Here is a 19,120-nt window from a genome sequence, read left to right on the forward strand (position 1 = left end):
CCCCACCCCACAAAAAAGCTTTCCTAAGCCTTTAAGAAATTCTGGACAACATAGTTCCCCACATTTCTACCCGCACTCAAGCCGTTTACATTAGCACTCATGAAATGAATGCCTCCGTAAAGGCGACTCATGCCCGATTCATCGGCCGCTTCCCTGAAGTTCTCGTAGGTTTGCAAACTGTTGACACTCCTGTCTCCCCGATCTCCAAAGCCGTAATCCGAACCAAATACAGAACTCATAACGGCATCGGCTGCACCGCTGAATGTACTGTGGCCTGATGTGTACTCAGGGAAGGGCGGAGTAGTTAGCAGCGGCGTCCACTCGGCGTCGGCTGTCGTGTTGGCGTTGTTGTCCGTGTCAGCTTGGCGGATAGCTGTCACCGGCCGCCATAAATTGTATTGGTACTTAGCATCCCAGCAGCTAATAGCTGCATCGGCGAGGGCAAAATTTAGCAGGGCGAACAAGCGGGCGCTATCTTCGAGGGATGTGCCGGTGAGATTTGCAGTTTCTTCGGCGATTTGGTTCCAGTGACCCGGAGGCGTAAACGTCCCAGCGCCGTTGGCCCAGAATTTGGCGATCGCTGTTTGGTCTGGGGTGCGCGTGAGGCTGTCACTTTTGCCGATTTCTTTGACATAGTTAAGTTCCTCTGCGTACTTGGCGCTGTCAAGGGCGGGCGGGCCGGGCGGGCGGAACTGAGAACCGCTAGTCATGGCAAAGGGAGTAACTTTGGCCCAGTGTGGCGCCAGCGCCGGGGCAAGGGCGGGGGGAGTCGGCGCCCAACTGCCAAGGTTAGTTGAGGGGATGTACTCCACTACTTTGGTGATGCCGTCTGTACTGCGCGAACTGATAATTTGGTCGGCAACTTGCTGTCCGAGGGCAATCCCGTCTTGTTTGGCTTTGCCGTCGGTAATTTTAGCTAAAGACGATGCGTATACTTCGTTGAATGTGGCTGCTTGCGCTGGGTAGAGGCTGACTAGGGTGCGGTGGGCTGCGGCTGCTGTCGCCGCTTCTGCTGATGTACCTGCGGGTGGGTCTATTTCCACGAGGTAAGGGGTGTATTTTTTGCTGATCGAGTTAACAGCATCGTAAATGGCTGCGTGAACCATTGCCATGTTGCGGGAGGCGAGGGGAGGCGCGGTACTGGCTGTTCGCACTGCATTCAGAATGACTCCGTTCCACTCAATGACAGGGTTTCCCGATAGCTGATTTGTGAATTGGTCGCGGTTGATTGTGTTGCTGTTGACTCCCGCCAATACTACTAAATACTCGCCCGTGAGTTTGTCTTGAATTACGGTGCTGTTGCTGTTGACGCCGGTGCCTTGTTGGATGTTTAAATCTTCAAAGGTGAGGCCGTCTAGCAATCGAATTTTGTCATTGCCGTTGCCGAAGTCGGCGATGTAGTCGGCTGTAGCTACAGTTGGGCCACCGCTGCCTTTAGCAATGGCAAAGATATCATCGCCTGTGCCGGCGCTCACGGTATCGCTACCTGCGCCCGCATAGATGAGATCGTTGCCGGAATCGCCACTAATTAGGTCGCTGCTTTTGCCCCCCCAGAGGATGTCGTCGTCTGCACCACCAACAATCGTATCGTTGCCTTGGTCGCCGCAGATTTTGTCTTTACCTGCATCGCCTTCGAGATAGTCGTCTCCGCTGTTGGCATAAATTATGTCGTTGCCCTCGAAGGCGTTAAATCTGTCTGGTTGGGTGGTTCCTTCAAGATAGTCAAATTTAGGACTAGGGGTGAGGGATGCCATGTTTATTTATTGGATATTTTGATTAAAGCGCAAAGGTTCGTACCATCTGTAGATGCTTAGGTGTGTTTACCCCTTATTTAATAATATTAAACTTTCTGGTTGAGACGTAAACGCCACAACCAAGCTTTATTTAATATTTAACGGGCTTTTTATGAATTTTTGCGCTTTGAATATGCGTAAATATACAGACATTAAAACTGACTAAGATACTGCAAGGTTGCTAATTTTTCACAAAAAAACAGTTTTTTTTTATATTTAGAGCAAGATACTTTTTACCAGCATAAAAGGCGCGGATTGTGTAACCGACTAAGTATATATTTATTAAGCACTCCTCAAAGCTGCGATCGGGTCGAGTTTGGCGGCTTGGCGGGCGGGGACAACGCCGAAGAACAGGCCGACTGCACCGGATACGCTGACAGCAAGGGCGATCGCCACGGGTGATATTCCAGCTTGCAAGGGCGTGAAATTACCTACAAGCAAGATACCACCGACACCTACGCAAGTACCGACTATCCCTCCGGCAGCGGATAAAATCACAGCTTCGACAATAAATTGAAATAAGATATCTTGTTGAGATGCGCCGATCGCCTTTCTGAGTCCAATTTCCTGAGTGCGTTCGCTAACGGATACCAGCATAATGTTCATAATGCCAATGCCACCGACTAATAGGGAAATGCTGGCAACAGCAGTTAACATCAGAGTCAAAGCGCCGGAAATGGCCCCCATTCTTGCCATTAAATCCTTCTGATTTCTGACAGTAAAGTCATCTTCGGTAGTAATTTTGTGCCGCAGTCTCAGCAGGTTTTCCACCTGAAATTGCGCCGCATCCATTTGCGATTCATCTTTAATAGAAATATACATCGACGTGACAGCTAAACCGTAGGGAGATTTCCGCCCGACAATGCGGTTTGCCATTGTGGCGATCGGCACAGCGGCGGAATTATCAAAATTCGTACCAAAAGATGTGCCTTTGGGCGCCAATACTCCAATTACTTTGAGGCTGACATTTTGGATACGCACCTGTTCGCCCAAGGGATTTGTATTGCCAAAAAGTTTCTCCGCTAATTCTGAACCGAGAACTACAACTTGATTACTTTGCTTAACATCTAGTTCGGTCAGAAACCGCCCTTTTGCCATTTCAAAGCTTCTGACTTCTAAAAATTCTGGAATCGTACCAAAAATTAGGGCCGAAACATTTTTGTTGCTGTAGCGAACAATCTCTGAACTGTTAAGTTCTGCTGACACGCCTTGAACGGATGGGACTTGAGTTGCGATCGCCTTTGCGTCTGGCAGTACGAGAGTTTGAGGCGCACTTGAGATGGTACTTCGCCTAGCGTTCGGTACTCCCGGCCTCACGATTAATACGTTTGTACCCAGGGATTGAACTTGTCCTGCTACAAATTTTTGAGCTCCTTCTCCAATTCCAATCATGGCAATTACTGAGGCGTTGCCGACAATCATGCCAATCATTGTTAAACTGCTGCGAGTTTTGTTTGCTAGCAGTGTTTGACCTGCCATTTTGACGCTTTCAATAAAATTCATATTTTCTTTAAATGAACAAGAAGGAAGAAGAAAAACAGGCCAATGTCATGGTTTGCTGTGCGTCCAAATCCCAGGTGATTGGGATTGCGACGCACAGCAAACCATGACACACTTAATAATGAATTACTACAGTCAACAGTCAACCGTCAACCGTCAACAAACTGATTAAGCACTTCTCAATGCCACAATCGGGTCTAATTTAGCAGCTTGTTTTGCAGGTACGATGCCGAAAAATAAGCCGATGCTGCCGGAAACACCGACTGCAAGTGCGATCGCCACTGGGGAAACGCTAGCTTGCAGAGGAGTAAAAGCACCTACTAAAAGCACGCCGCCGATACCGAATCCAGTGCCGATCGCCCCGCCTGCCGCCGACAAAATCACAGACTCGATCATAAACTGAATTAAGATATCTTGCTGAGAAGCTCCGATCGCCTTTCTCAGCCCAATTTCCTTCGTGCGTTCGGTAACAGAAACCAGCATGATATTCATAATTCCGATGCCACCGACAAACAGCGAAATTGCTGCCACAAAAGCCAACATCAACGTCAAAGCACCAGTAATACTTCCCAAAGTATTCATCAAATCTTTCTGATTTCGGACAGTAAAATCATCCTCTTTAGTGATTTTATGACGCAATCTGAGCAGATTTTCTATTTGAAATTGGGCCGCTGGCATCATAGTTTCATCTTTAATAGCGACCGAAATAAATGTTACTTTTGTACCGTAGGGAGATGAGCGACCTACGATCCGGTTTGCCATTGTTGTCAGCGGTAAATAAACATTCATATCTTGATTGTCGCCAAAGCTGGAACCTTTTGCCTGCATGACTCCAATCACTTGAAAGGTCGAGTTTTTGATGCGAATGTATTGACCAACTGGCTGTGTATTGCCAAATAATTGTTCGGCTGCTTCCGATCCTAAAGCAACCACATTTTCTTGTCTTTCTAAATCTAATTTGTTTAAAAAACGACCTTGACCCACATCAAAGCTTCTGACGGTCAGAAATTCTGGGGTAGTTCCGACAATGGAAGATGAGACATTTTTATTGCGGTAAGTAACGATTTGACTGTCATTGAGAGTTGGTGCGACTTCTTGGACAGAAGGAACTTGAGATGCGATCGCCTCTGCATCTTCCACTACTAAAGTCTGGGGCGGAATCACCGGCCGGCTTTGCGCTTCAGGACTGCCGGGAATAATAAATAGCAAGTTTGAACCCAGAGAGTTAACTTGTCCCTCGATAAATGTTTGAGCTCCTTCTCCGATACCGATCATCGAAATGACAGAAGCATTGCCTATGATAATTCCTAACATCGTCAAGGTGCTGCGAAGCTTGTTTGCCATCAAAGTTGTGACGGCCATTTTGACGCTTTCAACAATATCCATAATTCGATTTTAGATTTGGGATTTTAGATTTTAGATTAGGGAATTGGGATTATTGGTGTCAACTTAATATTTAAACCCATAATAAATCTCGCTTGTAGTCGAGTCTCGATCCCCCTAAATCCCCCTTAATAAGGGGGACTTTGAATACTCTTGTCCCCCCCTTATTAAGGGGTTTTAGGGGGCATATCGGGGTTGGAAAACACCCTAGAGCGCTCGATATAAATAATCCCCCATGCCCTATGCCCCATGCCCTATGCCCCATGCCCCATGCCCCATGCCCCATGCCCTATTTCTGATTCTTGATAATATCCTCCAGCTTTTTACCTTGAGGAAGTTCGGTAAAAACGCGATCGCCCGCTTTTGCACCCTCTAAAATCTGAATCTTGTTGCCAATAGTCGAGCCAACGGTAACAGGTTTAAACTTCGGCTGTTGTTTCTCATCAGGAACTAGCACACCCGTTTGACCTTTATTAGTGACAATTGCCACCGTAGGCACAACTAAAGCATTGCTCAGCTTTTGACCGACAAATCTCAAATCTACATTCATCCCCGATTGCAGCGACTCTTTGCCCGTATCAATGGCAACTCGCACTTGAAATAGCGTCACATCCCGTTCCTTAACTGCTTCCGGCGCAATTAACTTAACGCGGCCTTTAAACACTTTATCTGGATAAGCATCGGCGACTATTTCAACTTCTTGACCGGGTTTAATTTGACTGATATCAGCCTCCGGGACTTTCGCCAAAACTTCCACATCTCTAGCCAAAGCGACAATCGATGTCGAAGTTGCCGAAGTAGCTTCCGAGGCCGAAGTTGCCGGAGTTACAAAAGCTCCTTGGATGGCGTATCTTTGGGTAATAATTCCAGCAAAAGGAGCGCGAACTTTCGTATCTTCTAACTGCACTTCTTGAAAGCGGACTTGAGCTTGAGCTTCCTCTAATTCAGCTTGAGCTTGAGCTATTTCTTCCGGGCGAGAACCATTTTCTTGTGCTGCCAATTGGCTTTTTGCTTCAGCAACTGCTGCTTCGGCTTTGGCGATTTCTTCTGGACGGTTGCCGTTTTCTACTTGCGCTAATTTGCTTTTAGCTTCGGCAACTTCTGCTTCGGCTTTGGCAATTTCTTCCGATCGCGTGCCGTTTTGCAATTGGTTCAAGGCTTGCTGCTCGACTTGCACAGCAGCTTGCAGTTGCTGAATTTGCGACAGCCGATTTTCTTGCAGTTGTTGCAGGCGTCTTTGAGATTCTATTAATTTAGCTTGGGCTGTACGATTTTCTTTAATTAATTCATCCAGTTTATCTTTAGCAAGAGCACCTTCTTCCACTAGCGGCCGATTGCGTTCCACCCGTTGAGCGGTTAGTTCGGCTTGGGCTTTACTCGAGTCAATTTGCGTTTGTGCTTGGGCAATTTCTTGTTTGACACTGCCGGTTTGAGCGTCTGCTAAACGAGCTTGAGCTTGGGCTAAACGAGCTCGCGCTTGGCTGACTTCTTCAACGCGGCTGCCGGCTCGCAGTCGCTGCAAGCCAGCTTGAGTTTGCTGCAAGCGGGCTCTGGCTCCTGCAACTTCTTCAACGCGGCTGCCGGCTTGGGCTTGCGCGAGACTGGCCTGGGCTTGATCTAAGCGCGCTCGGGCGCTGGCGATGTCTTCCGATCGATTCCCGGCTTCGATTTTTGCGAGTTTGGCTCGCACGCTGGCTTCGCGGGCTTTAGCTTGAGCTAGTTGAGCTTCTACATCGCGGCTTTCCATGCGAGCAACGATTTGTCCTGCTTCGACTTTATCGCCCTGTTCGACAAATAATTCTGCGATCCTGCCGGAGCCTTTGGGGCTGAGATTCACGCGCTGTACGGGCTGCACCGTCCCGCTGGACGTGATCCGCACCGTGAGGTCTTGCGCTTCCACCGGCACTGTCATAGTGGCGATCGCATCTACTTTGGGCTGCGATCGACTTTTTGCTACATATATAGTGGTCGGTACAGCTAGCAACCCGGCTGCAACCAACCCAATCGCCCACCGCTGCGGTTTGCGCGCGGGTTTCTTCGGAGACTGCTTTTGGGCGGTTTTATTATCTGCAATTTTGGTCTCTGCGGCCTTGGTGTCTAGAGTCTGAGAATCTTCCACTTTGACCTGAGCAGTTTCCTTTTTAGGGCTAACGATCATACCGACTCACCTAATTTAATCTCAGGATTACCTTAAAGGTAAAATTTTTGCTGATGCTTGGCATCGTCTTTCAGACTCATCCGATCGGGTGAATTTAAAAAAGTTCCCCAACCAGCACCTGTAAACAATTATAGCTAATCTTTGCAAGTTATTAAAAAATGTTAAGTTTTTTCAGCCTAAAGAGGTGGGATCAAACAGAATCGCTTCCGGTTGCTGCAAAAAAAAATATATTTTAGCAAAAATATCATTTTTGGGATCTAGGAGCGCGCTCCTCACCAGCAAGAAAAGCCGATCTGGCAGCGGGCGATCGACCGTCACTAGGTAATTGCGGACTCGTGATAGCGATCGCAGCGGGATCTGCCAGTCCTAAGCTCGTAACGATACAGTATGGACACACTTAATTCTCATAAACCCAGTTTCACGGATAGCGGTGCGTAAGTCCTGAATACATATCCGCCCTGTGTCCACAACAGGTTAAAATATTTTTCAAATTCGTTAAAAATGGACAAAAAAAACAATGAATCGTCCTCAAAGCGTTACTGTTTTGGCAATATTGCAGCTAATTAGCGGCGTCTTCAGCCTCCTTGACGGCTTGTTCATCTTACTTTTTGCTGGCATTTTTGGCGGTCTTGGTGCGGCTTTCGGCGGGGCAAAAGTTGGCACGGTAATCGGTGGTTTCATTGCAATTTTTGCTGCGATAAGTTTTATTTTAGGCCTCCTCTCCTTACTCTTAACTTGGGGTTTGTTTCAACTCAAAAATTGGGCATGGACGGGAACGTTAATTGTCCATATCCTTGCCACCCTCACGCAAATTGTCAAAATGTTGGGCAGCGGCGGTACAGCAGTCAATTTTTTAACTCTGGGTTTTGCAGTGGCTAGCATTTACTACCTGCTGCGGCCGGATGTTAAACAAGCATTTCGTGTCTGATTTCCTTTTCATTAACGGTACTGAATTCTCGGATCGAAAAAAGCATAGGAAATATCAACCGCCAGATTAATCAGTACAAAATTCACAGCCACAAAAATTACTCCTCCTTGGACAATTGGGTAATCCCGCGTCAGAATACCGCTATAAATCCAAGAACCAATTCCCGGCCACGAGAAAATCGTTTCAGTCAGAATAGCGCCACCTAAAAGAGTGCCGAACTGCAAACCGATAGTTGTGACGATCGGTAAAAACGCATTTTTCAAAGCGTGTTTCAAAATCACCCAATATTCCGGCAATCCCTTAGCCCTTGCAGTGCGGATGTAATCTTGAGAAAGCACTTCCAGCATCGCAGAACGAGTGATGCGAGCTATAATAGCCAGAGGAATAGTTCCTAAAGTCAAAGCTGGCAGGATTAAATGGGCGATCGCATCTCGCAAAGCAACGAAATCCCACCTCAGCAAAGAATCCAAAATATAAACACCCGTAATCGACTTAAAACCAAACCCCAAATCTACACTAATCCGCCCGCTAGGGGGCAGCCATTTCAAATAAACAGCAAACAAATAAATCAACATCAATCCCAACCAATACACCGGCAAAGATACGCCAATTAAGGAACCGCTCATCGCGAGATTGTCTAGCCAGCTATTTTTCCGAACCGCCGCCACAATTCCCGCCGGAATTCCGATTAAAAGTGCCACCAACATCGCCACCACAGACAGTTCAAAAGTAGCAGGCCAGCGACTTGTAATTTCATCAATTATGGGAATACCGCTAATAATACTATTTCCCAAGTCAAAGCGAAGTAAACTCCATAAAAAAGCCAAATATTGCAAAGGTAAAGGCTGATTTAAACCTAATTTTGCTCTCAAAATTTCCACCTGTTCGGGAGTTCCCCGTTCTCCCAAAAGCACTGTAGCTGGGTCTCCCGGTATCAAATGCAAAAATATAAATACTAGCAGAGTGATTCCGAAAAGGACTGGCAATAGTCCCAGCAAACGTTTAACAATATATTGAAACATCAGTTGATCTCATTCACTTTGCAAGTTTGCCAAAATCCGATCGACCGTTTCTTCTACCGTTAGATGGGTTGAATCCAGCCAGTAGCCAAGGCGAGGAGTTTCGGTACGGAGAATGCGATCGAAGGCATAAACCATTGTTTCGTTGGCATATCCGGTTTTCGTTCTTGCTACATCCCGTGCCGCTACAACTTCTGCATTGGGACACAGAACGATCGCGGACAACGGCACATCGTGGAAAGTGGCAAGTACCTCAGCCAGTGCCGAACCAATGATGATGTCTTGATAAACGACCGTAAAACCAGCCTGGAGGTAGTGTCGCGCTGCCATTGCTGCCAGGTTATACCGCAGTTGAAGCTGCTGATATGCCTCTGCTGACAAATTTAACGTCATTTCCGCCTGTCCATTCACAATCATGCGACGAAAGATATCGCCGCGAAGGTGGACACTTTTGGGCAACCGTTCGGCAAGTGATTGGGCCACACTTGATTTTCCGGCAGCCATGTTCCCGGTAATCAAAATAATTTGTGGCTGATGATTTGCAGGTTGCTGATTGCTCTCCATACCGTTTGTTAAGGTAAATTCATGTAAAGTATGATAACCCCGGAGAGGTGTCTCGATCTAAACTCTCAATTTTTGCTCACTTCCTCAAAAGACTCAGAACCCAAAGGACTCGGAATCCAACCTTGAATATTCTTGCGTTTCCCTAAAAGCGGCTGCGAATGTACGATCGGCAAACGCACAGCTTCCTCGTGCAAAATCTCGCTAACTTGCGCATAAATTTTCGCCCTAGCTGCTTTATCGCCACTCGCTCTCCCCTGTTCCAAAAGTTCCAGAACTTTAGGATTTTTCCAATTTCCCAAATCCCCCGTGGAACCAGGTCCGAAGTGAGGATAATAAAAATTGTCTGGATCGCCATAATCTCCAGTCCAACCCATCATAAAAGCTTGAAAGCCGGGAGGTTTGAGCCGATCGGCTAAATAAGCAGACCAATCCTTTGTCAGCAATTTTACCCGAATCCCGATCGCGCTCAAATCCGCCGCCAAAGCCTCAGCAATCGGCTTCGGCGTGGGAAAATAGGGACGGCTGACGGGCATATACCACAAATCCAAATCAAAACCGTTCGGATAACCGGCTTTTGCGAGAATTGCTTTAGCTTGCTGCGGGTTAAATTCATAATCTTTAACTCTATCGGACGCCGCCCAATTCAGCGCAGGCGGGATAAATTGCGAATCATGTTTTCCGAGTTCTCCCCAGAAAGCTTGCACTATTGCTGGCTTGTTAATTGTTTGGGCGATCGCCCGCCTGACTTCGGGTTTTGACAAAGGTTCGTAACTCGGATTTAACGCTAAATAACCGACATTAAAAGAAGGTCGCACAACAGCTTCTAAATTAGCATCTCCCTCAACCTCTTTCAGTTGATCCGGCGTTAAATCCACAGTAAAATCAAGTTGACCAGCTCGCAACTGAGCCAGTCTCGCCGCCGGATCGTCAACAAAACGAATTACCAATTGATTGACTTTTGGCGTCCCAGTTTTCCAATAATTAGGATTTTTCTCTAAAACAATGCGATCGCCCGATCGCCATTCCTTAAACACAAAAGGCCCCGTACCCACCGCCAGCGACCCCGGAGTGCCGTAGTTAGCACCCGCTTTTTTCACCGCCGCCGGACTCGCCATCCCGAAATAACCAGACCCAATCGCCGAGGGAAAAGCAGCAAAAGGTTGATTTAAAACAAACTTAATTGTAAACTTATCAACAACTGCCACATCTTTTACCAGGGAATTTTTATCTCCCTTAAAACCACCAAAAAAATTCTTCCAAATTGGATAAGTTTTGCCAGATTCTCGATAACCGTTAGGATTTTTCGCATCCCACCAGCGCTCCACATTAAACTTTACAGATTCCGCGTCAAAATCCGTACCGTCGTGAAACTTTACCCCCGATCGCAACTTAAAAGTCCAAGTTTTGCCATCTTTAGAACTTGACCATTCAGTAGCGAGACTCGGCTCAGGTTCCACAGTTCCCGGTTTAAAATCAGTCAAACGATTGTAAATTTGGTCGATAACAATCACCGAATTGCCATCAGTAATATTTCCCGGTTCCAGATTGACCGGCTGCCCGCCCGCACCGTAAACTAAAGCCCCAGCCGGAACCGCAGCAGGAGTTGTCGGAGTTGGAGAATTATTGCTAACCGTGTTTGAGGGCGTGCCGCAATTTGATAAAATTACAGCCATCCCAAAAACTAGACTTAATAAAAATAAACGCCAGGATTTTAACAATCTCATCTCAATAGCTCCGGTTTAATAGAAAATTGTACTCATATCAATAAATTTCTAATTGGATCTTTCTCTCACCTCTGTAGTTTCTGCCTTCTCGGCAGTTCATTTAGTAAATTCTATATTAAAAGCCCGTCTAAATTAACAAACCAAATATAGCAGCCTGATGATATCATGCTGGAGGGGAAAATCTCAACCCACACCTTTACATTCGGCGACGGAACCAGCATGAAAGCTAACGTTTCGCCCCAGCTAGAGGGGTCATTCGATTTTAGGTTTTAGATTTTAGATTTTAGATTTACTCCATGAATCTGGGAGAGCATCTCATATTTGTAAAAACACTTCTTATGACTTCTTTCTTCTTTCTTCTTCCTGTTTCCTTCTGCCTCCTGCCTCAAAACTCCACTTTCTAGCTTAGCTGCTTTCATTGAGATGCTTCCAATCTGGGAGCTTGAACTAATAAATCGCAGAGTGCGTAAGCACCCTGCGATTCACTCAAAACTACTCGTCAATTACTGCGGTTTTTGACCGTTTTGCATCCGGTTTTTAGCATTTTGCCGGCGCTGCTGCATCATTTGAGCTAATTGGCTGCGCTGTTCGGCAGTGAGCACTTCTCGCATTGCGAGTGTAATTTCAAATTGCACCTCTTCAAACTGCTGTCTCAATCCCATTATTTGACGGTGTTTTTCACGGATTTCGCTGGCATTTGCTGTGCCGGACATCATCGTGTCCAATTCTTGTCTGGCTTGGCGGACTGCTTGCATCCGCTGGGAAACTTGGTCTTTGTAGCGATCGCGAACTGCCTGCATTTGCTGCTTTTGGTCTGCGCTTAAATTAAGTTTCTCGAACATCCCACCTTCCCTGCCACCTGGTCGATTGGGACGCTGATTTTGTGCAAGTGTTTGGGGTTCTAGGGGATTAGGAACTGCTATTGCTGCTGCTGTGCTACCGAGAGTCAGCATTAAAACGGCTAGGGCAGAAATACGACGAATTGACATGAAGATTGCCTCTTTGATATTACTTATTTGTTGGCGGTTCACTGTCAGCACCCTGGCTGAAAGTCAACCAGTCTGTTTGTGAGCGATCGGTCATATTTTCTTGGGGAGAATCATGCAGTACGCCCTCCCAGTTAGTAACTAAAAATGCTTCTAACTGAGCTGTTTCCTTATCTGGCAATTGTGCAGTCTCAAACGGACGGTAGCCCGACCAAAAAACTAGCAGGGTAGCAGCAATCGCCGACGATAAAGCCCACTTAGAAACAGAGGATATTTTTAACCTGTCATCAGACTTAGCTGAGGCACTGGCTCGCGTTTTTTGGCGGTGGGTTTCATGGAAAACACTCGCCTGATTACTTTCGATGGCTGCTAGAATTTTTTGCTCTAAATCTGGTACAGCTTCAGGAATATTGGGGCGATGTCGCTTCAAGAAATTAACTAACTCTTGGTCGCTGCTTGGATTATTCATAGCTCGCTGACACCTTCTTTTTGCAAAAATTGCCGCACAGCATTTCGGGCATAAAACACGCGAGATTTGACGGTTCCTGCAGGCAGTCCCAAAATTTGGGCTACTTCTTTTTGCGGGATGTCTTCTAAGTCGTGCAGCACCAAAACGCTGCGGTGTTCAAAGCTCAATTGATCCAGTCCCCGCTGCACTAAATCTTGATAGTGCAACTGCATCAAGTCCGATGTGTTATCTTTGACAATAACCCGATCCATTGTTTCTTGATTTTTGAGTTGGGAGTCAAAAGAATGCTGTTTAGCAAATGCTTGTCTTTGGTCGGAAGCCACATTCCAAGTGATTCGATAAAGCCAAGTAGAAAAGTTTTCCTGGTGCTTGAGTTTGGGCAATCCTTTCCACACTCGCAGAAATACTTCTTGTGCTAAATCGTCAAGAAGTGACGGGCCGCAGAGTTGGTAAAGGGTTGACCTGACTTTGTGTTGGTAGCGTTTGTAAAGGTAGCGAAAGCAAGTGCGATCGCCCTTTAGACACTCAGCAACTAAGTCGGAGTCGGAACAGTCATCGGTTAAAACATTGGCTGGCACACCTAACACCTGTGAAGTCTCCCTCACCAGTTCGTTATCTGAAGTGTTTAGACAGGACAGCTCTAAAAAAGGTTCAAATTATTTAAAATATTATTTTGAGCATTAATCCGTCTGGGGCGGAAAGCTGCACCAAGGTCAGTAACAGGCTTTCCGGCCTCTTCCAAAACCAATACAGCAGATTGTGGGTCGTGGGTCTGAACAAGTTCTCCGGCCCGTTCTACAAAAATTTAATTTTTTTGTGGGGCGTATGGTTGGCTATGGCGGCAAGTCCCCAATATAAATTCTAACTATTTACAGCTTTTTTCCAATAAGTATAAGTTTCTAAACCAATACTTTCTTTGTCTTCATTATAAATCTCATCTAAACACTTGAAAAGAGCTAAAGCGTAATTTTTCAATCCCAACTCGGTCAAACTTGTAAGAATCCTACTCAGCCGCAAGTAATTGTGATTAATTTTTTCAATCCACTCTCTTTTTCTTGAGAAATATTCGGCGGATTTGGCAATTACAATTTCTGCGTTGTCCCCTTCGTGGCATTCCAATCCGTAAAACGCCAGCATGACTTTGAACGAATGGAGTAAGCGATTTGTCAACTCTTCACTTGTTCTAAAAGCTTGAATCACCTCATCATTTAAAGTAGGAGCAGTGGAATTAAAGCGACTCTTTTCCCTCAGCGGAAACAGCCATTGAATGTAATTGTGCACAGATTCCAGCTTCTGGTAATCCCACGACCAAATATGCTCTATCGCCCGACCTTGTGAATCAGGCTGCTGACCGAGATAGAATGCTAAAATTTTGTTGTGTTTGGTTGAATCACTCATTAATCTGCTATACAAAACATCAAAACAATGATATTCAGTCGGTTAAAAGCGACTTTAGCTATTAGCCAGGGGTTTAAACCCCTGGCTGCTTCCCCCGCTTTACCGCAAAGTAACAAACTCTTCAGCAGTCGATGGGTGAATGCCAATAGTCGCGTCGAAGTCTTTCTTCGTAGCTCCCATATTAACAGCGATCGCCATTCCTTGAATAATCTCGCCCGCGTCTTTCCCCACCATGTGCACGCCCAAAACTCTGTCAGTATTAGTCTCAACAATTAACTTAACAAAAGTTTTCTCGTCTGCACCTGTCAAAGCGTGAAACATCGGTCGAAACTTGGCTGTATAGCACTTAATTGAGTCGGGAAACTTTGCTCTAGCCTGCACTTCGTTTAAGCCGACTGTAGCAGCTTCCGGCTGGGAAAATACCGCTGACGGGACATTTTCGTGAGTGATTGCTCTCGGATTGTTGCCAAATTCAGTATCTGCAAAAGCGCGTCCTTCGGCGATCGCAATTGGCGTTAAATTGATGCGGTTGGTGCAATCTCCGACTGCAAAAATGTGCGGCTGACTGGTGCGGCTGTCTTTGGTAACTGCGATCGCACCTTTATCTGTTTCTACTCCCGCATTTTCTAAACCCAATTTTTCTAAATTAGGCTGACGCCCGGTAGCGCACAACAGCGCGTCTACTATTAGCGTTCCTTCGGATGTCCCCGACAGAGTTAATTTTAAGCCTTCTGGGGTTTTCTCAATGTGGTTGATTGAGCTTTCTGTCAAAATGTTTATTCCGTGCTTAATCATTCCTTCTTGCACGTTGGTGCGAATTTCTGTGTCAAATTCGTTCAAAATTAAGTCGCGGCGGATGATTTGAGTTACTTGGCTCCCCAATCCGTTCATAATGCAAGCAAATTCGACGCCGATGTAGCCGCCGCCCCAAATTGCCAGCCGTTTTGGCTGCTCTTTTAGGAGGAATATTTCGCGAGAGGTAATCGCGTGTTCGATGCCGACAATTGGGACTCTTTGCGCTTCTCCGCCGACTGCAATTAAGATTTTGGCTGCGGTAAATTTCTTGTCACCAACTTCGACGGTGTGGGGATCAATAAATTTGGCGTATCCTGAGATTAATTCGACTCCGGCTTTTTCGAGGAAGCTGATGTGCAGTTTGCTCAGCCGCCGCACTTCTGCATCTACGGTGGTGACAAGTTTTTCCCAATCAAAGCTGCTTTCTACTGGACTCCAACCGTAGCCCACCGCATCTTCATAAAGGTGCGAAAATGTTGAGGCGTACACCATGAGTTTTTTGGGGACACAGCCGCGAATTACGCAGGTTCCGCCTACTAAGTCATTTTCGGCGATCGCCACTTTTGCGCCGTAGGATGCTGCTCGCTTGGAACTCGCCAATCCGCCGGAACCCGCACCTATCACAAACAAGTCGTAGTCGTATGTCATAATTGTCTGTACCTTTTTATCGCCAACTTACCAATTTTACGCTTTACTTTTCTTAATGATATCTCAAAAATTTTTTGTTTTTTTTGGAGTCAACTACTTTACTTTTTGCCCTGAACCAGGTATTATTAAATAATAGGAATCTGTGTGTTAATATTAATTTGCTCACAATCCCATTATTAGAGTATAACACAATCGAACGACAAAAAAATATAAAAATTTTACTCTTTTGAGAGCGCTACCAAGAAGGAAGGACCTAATTGTCGATCGCTCGTTATAGTCGAGTCGAACTCCCGTAAATCCCTGTAAAAAAGCGCAACTTAGATGCTCTTCCCGATTTTTAAGTGGTAGTAGGGGGCAACAATCAGGCGGGAGCAGGGCTAATCGCAGCCCAGCGATAGAAAACTGATACTACCCTAACCTATCGGGGCAATCACGGGAGATTACCCTACAGTTTTTGATAATTTCATCAATCCTTGATAATTGCTATATTATAAACATAAATTAATTATCGGGCTAGCTTTATGAGCGAGTGGCTTGTGATCTGGGGAGTGGCGCAGGGAGTTGGCATTCTCGTCAAACCCATCTTAGAAGAGTTGGCAGTAGACGGCGCGAAGGATTTGGTAAAAGATTTTTTTAAAGATTCCCTAAAAAACGTCTTATTTGGCGAAAAAGACCCGCGACAAGTCGCAGCGGGCAAAGCGATCACAAAGTTTTTGAAGTTGGTAGAACAGCAGTTAAAAATTGGCGGACTTTCCCCAGAGCAAAGAAAGCTGTATATTAAAGATGTTAAACAGTTTATAAATAACAAGTCTGTTAAGGAAATTTTGGGTAAGGCTTTTGAGAGCGATCGCGAATCTCTCGATGCAAAACTTCTCGAACAAACCTGGGATAAACTAGGTTTAACTTCTTTACCCGCAAGATTTAAGTGGCAAACCATCGCCAATCAGTATCTGGCAGAAGTTCAAGAAATTCTCTTTGACTCAAAAGAGTTGCGCGATATCTTGAGGGATCAAAAGCTGGATAGCATTCATAAAAATACTCAAGAAACGGCGGGGATTATCCCCGATTTTGACTTGAGGCAATATCAAGAAGCTCTGTGCGAGCGTTACAGCAATCTCAATTTAAGCAGCGTCGATCCCAATACCTACGATTATCGCGAAAAGCTGAAGGTTTGGCAAATCTTTATTTTTCAAGATGTGCGATCGATTTACGAATCATTTCTGCCCCAAGCTTACGAAATTCCTAAAGAACATCAACGGCGGCTGCAAGACAGCAATCAATTAGACGCGATCGAGCTTGAAAATTTAGAGAAATATCGGCGCGGTTATTTTTCTCAGCCGATCGTATCCGTGTTAGATGTTATCAATGATCGGCAAAATTATCCCTACATTGTGATTTTAGGCGATCCGGGTTCGGGCAAATCTACTCTGTTACAATATTTAGCTTTAAACTGGGCGCGATCGCCCTTAAATAGCGTGACATCTCTGCCGATTCCGCTGCTAATAGAATTGCGGACTTACATTCGCAGCGGGGAATCAGGACATTGCAAGAATTTCCTGGAATTTTTTCATCAAAGTCCGGGTTCAATTTGTCACTTGAATCAGCATCAATTGCAGGGACAGCTAAAAGCAGGCGAGGCTGTGGTGATGTTCGACGGGTTAGATGAAATTTTCGATGCCGGGAAACGAGAAGATGTAATTACGGCGATTCATCGGTTTACCAATGAGTATCCCCGCGTGCCAGTGATTGTCACGTCTCGGATTATTGGTTACAAACCTCAACGCTTGCAAGATGCAGAGTTTCATCACTTTATTCTCCAAGATTTGAATGCGGAACAAATTCAGGATTTTGTTCACCGCTGGCACGAATTAACTTTTACTGATTCTGGGGAAAAAGCGCGAATTCGCGATCGCATGGAAAGAGCATTAGCGTATTCATCAACGATTCGAGATTTAGCGGGTAATCCGTTATTGTTGACGATTATGGCGATTTTAAATCGCGGGCAAGAATTGCCGAGAGACAGGGCGGAACTTTACAATCAAGCTTCGCGGGTATTGCTTTATCAATGGGATGTGGAAAGGTCTTTAGTAGAGGATAGCAGGCTCGATCCGAAAACTATTGATGCTAAAGATAAGCAAGAAATGCTGCGGCGAGTCGCTTACAAGATGCAAGCAGCACCTGAAGGGTTGGCTGGCAATATTATTAGTGCGGAAGATTTGGAGAATACCCTGACAGCATATCTGAAGAATAAAGATTTCGATCGACCGAAAGAGCGGGCAAAGTTGATAATTAACCAACTGCGAACTCGCAACTTTATTTTATGTTTTTTGGGTGCGGATACTTATGGGTTTGTGCATCGAACTTTTTTGGAATATTTCTGTGCGTCGGAGGTGGTGGAAAGGCTTTATAAGACACCAGAAATTTTACTGGAGGAGTTAAAAACCGAGGTTTTTGGCAAGCACTGGGATGATGAATCTTGGCAGGAAGTTTTGTGCTTGATTGCCGGATTGATTGCGGGAAACTTGACCGGGAAATTGATTGAGTTTTTGATTGAACAGGATGGGGAAGCCAAAAACTTCAGCAATCTGTTTGTGGCAGCGAAGTGTTTGAATGAGGTGAGGGATAGAAAAGAGATTGCTGGGGTTGAGAGTCAATTGCTTGAACGGTTAAAAGAATTAATCAAATACGACCTCAATTATTATTATGAGGCTTATGAAGAAGAGAGAACGCTAGTTACTCAAATTTGCACTCAAGCAGTAAGTGCGATCGCCTATACTTGGAAAAATAACCCAGAAACCTTACCTTGGCTCAAACAACTGGCTCAATCTGATGATAATTGGGCTGTGCGACTTGTCGCAGTCCTAGAATTAGCAGGGGGGTGGAAAGATGACCCAGCAACCTTACCTATCCTCAAACAACTGGCTCAATTTGATGAAAATTCGGATGTGCGACTTGCAGCAGTCCTAGAATTAGCGCGGTGGTGGGAAGATGACCCAGCAGTCTTACCTATCCTCAAACAACTGGCTCAATCTGATGATAATGATACTGTGCAACTTGCAGCAGTCAAAGAATTAGCACGATGCGGAAAAAATGACCCGGAAACCTTACCTTTCCTCCAACAACTGGCTCAATTTAATGATAATAAAACTATGCGATTGGCAACAGTCCAAGAATTAGCACGGGGGTGGAAAGATGACCCGGAAACCTTACCTTGGCTCAAAGAAATTGCTCAATTTAATGATACTAATACTGTGCAGTATGTAGCAGTAAAAGAATTAGCACGGGGGTGGAAAGATGACCCGGAAACCTTACCTTGGCTCAAAGAAATGGCTCAATCGAATCATCACCCGATTGTGGCATTTTTAGCCGTCCAAGAATTAGCACTGGTGTGGAAAAATGATCCTAAAACCTTACCTTGGCTCAAACAACTGGTTCAATCTGATGGTAATTATGCTGGGCGAGTGGCAGCAGTCCAAGAATTAGCCCGGGGGTGGAAAGATGACCTGACAACCTTACCTTGGCTCAAACAACTGGCTCAATCAAATGATGATTTGTGTGTGCGGCAGGTATCAGTCCTAGAATTAGCAGAGGGATCGAAAGATGACCCAGAAACCTTACCTCTCCTCAAACAACTGGCTCAATCTGATGATGATTCGGCTGTGCGACGTACAGCAGTCCAAGAATTAGCACGGGGGTGGAAAGATGACCCGGAAACCTTACCTCTCCTCAAACAACTGGCTCAATCTGATGATAAT

The 19,120-nt window shown here is 45.6% G+C and carries 14 protein-coding genes; 2 read left to right on the top strand and 12 right to left on the bottom strand.

Annotated elements, in window-relative coordinates; all coding sequences use genetic code 11:
• Positions 1-23: 23 nt before the first annotated feature.
• The 4 genes from QUA77_RS03990 to QUA77_RS04005 form a co-directional block, all read right to left on the bottom strand.
• On the bottom strand, positions 24-1,754 hold the full coding sequence (locus tag QUA77_RS03990; RefSeq protein ID WP_333449319.1) for a chemotaxis protein CheB: 1,731 nt from the start codon (positions 1,752-1,754) through the stop codon (positions 24-26).
• Positions 1,755-2,075: 321 nt separating this feature from the next.
• On the bottom strand, positions 2,076-3,296 hold the full coding sequence (locus tag QUA77_RS03995; RefSeq protein WP_333035721.1) for an ABC transporter permease: 1,221 nt from the start codon (positions 3,294-3,296) through the stop codon (positions 2,076-2,078).
• A gap of 165 nt (positions 3,297-3,461) precedes the next feature.
• A complete protein-coding gene (locus QUA77_RS04000; protein WP_333449320.1) occupies positions 3,462-4,679 on the bottom strand; it encodes an ABC transporter permease in 1,218 nt (405 codons plus the stop codon).
• 286 nt (positions 4,680-4,965) lie between these two features.
• Positions 4,966-6,834, bottom strand: coding sequence for an efflux RND transporter periplasmic adaptor subunit (locus QUA77_RS04005; RefSeq protein ID WP_333449321.1), 1,869 nt, complete (start codon positions 6,832-6,834; stop codon positions 4,966-4,968).
• A gap of 517 nt (positions 6,835-7,351) precedes the next feature.
• Here QUA77_RS04005 and QUA77_RS04010 point away from each other — a divergent pair.
• A complete protein-coding gene (locus tag QUA77_RS04010; RefSeq protein WP_333035717.1) occupies positions 7,352-7,762 on the top strand; it encodes a hypothetical protein in 411 nt (136 codons plus the stop codon).
• An 11-nt stretch (positions 7,763-7,773) separates the two neighbouring features.
• Here QUA77_RS04010 and QUA77_RS04015 read toward each other — a convergent pair whose 3' ends face one another.
• The 8 genes from QUA77_RS04015 to gor form a co-directional block, all read right to left on the bottom strand.
• The gene (locus QUA77_RS04015) at positions 7,774-8,784 is read right to left on the bottom strand and encodes an ABC transporter permease (protein ID WP_333449322.1); all 1,011 of its coding nucleotides are present in this window, start codon (positions 8,782-8,784) and stop codon (positions 7,774-7,776) included.
• Positions 8,785-8,793: 9 nt separating this feature from the next.
• Positions 8,794-9,345, bottom strand: coding sequence for an AAA family ATPase (locus QUA77_RS04020; protein WP_333449323.1), 552 nt, complete (start codon positions 9,343-9,345; stop codon positions 8,794-8,796).
• 65 nt (positions 9,346-9,410) lie between these two features.
• Positions 9,411-11,069, bottom strand: coding sequence for an ABC transporter substrate-binding protein (locus tag QUA77_RS04025; RefSeq protein ID WP_333449324.1), 1,659 nt, complete (start codon positions 11,067-11,069; stop codon positions 9,411-9,413).
• A 503-nt stretch (positions 11,070-11,572) separates the two neighbouring features.
• Complete coding sequence (locus QUA77_RS04030; RefSeq protein ID WP_333035712.1) at positions 11,573-12,058, bottom strand: Spy/CpxP family protein refolding chaperone; 486 nt, start codon at positions 12,056-12,058, stop codon at positions 11,573-11,575.
• A gap of 19 nt (positions 12,059-12,077) precedes the next feature.
• Positions 12,078-12,524: a hypothetical protein gene (locus QUA77_RS04035; RefSeq protein WP_333035710.1), complete on the bottom strand. Its 447-nt coding sequence runs from the start codon at positions 12,522-12,524 to the stop codon at positions 12,078-12,080.
• Complete coding sequence (locus QUA77_RS04040; protein ID WP_333035709.1) at positions 12,521-13,111, bottom strand: sigma-70 family RNA polymerase sigma factor; 591 nt, start codon at positions 13,109-13,111, stop codon at positions 12,521-12,523. The genes QUA77_RS04035 and QUA77_RS04040 overlap by 4 nt, the downstream gene beginning before the upstream one ends.
• Before the next feature lie 274 nt (positions 13,112-13,385).
• Complete coding sequence (locus QUA77_RS04045) at positions 13,386-13,922, bottom strand: opioid growth factor receptor-related protein (RefSeq protein WP_333449325.1); 537 nt, start codon at positions 13,920-13,922, stop codon at positions 13,386-13,388.
• Positions 13,923-14,021: 99 nt separating this feature from the next.
• Complete coding sequence (gene gor, locus QUA77_RS04050; protein ID WP_333449326.1) at positions 14,022-15,365, bottom strand: glutathione-disulfide reductase; 1,344 nt, start codon at positions 15,363-15,365, stop codon at positions 14,022-14,024.
• Between the two features lie 521 nt (positions 15,366-15,886).
• On the opposite strand from gor, the gene QUA77_RS04055 reads away from it, so the two are divergent.
• On the top strand, positions 15,887-19,120 hold a 3,234-nt coding region (locus QUA77_RS04055; RefSeq protein ID WP_333449327.1), incomplete at its 3' end, for a HEAT repeat domain-containing protein.

It is taken from the genome of Microcoleus sp. K5-D4, from assembly GCF_036704575.1.
Classification (GTDB): Bacteria; Cyanobacteriota; Cyanobacteriia; order Cyanobacteriales; family Microcoleaceae; genus Microcoleus.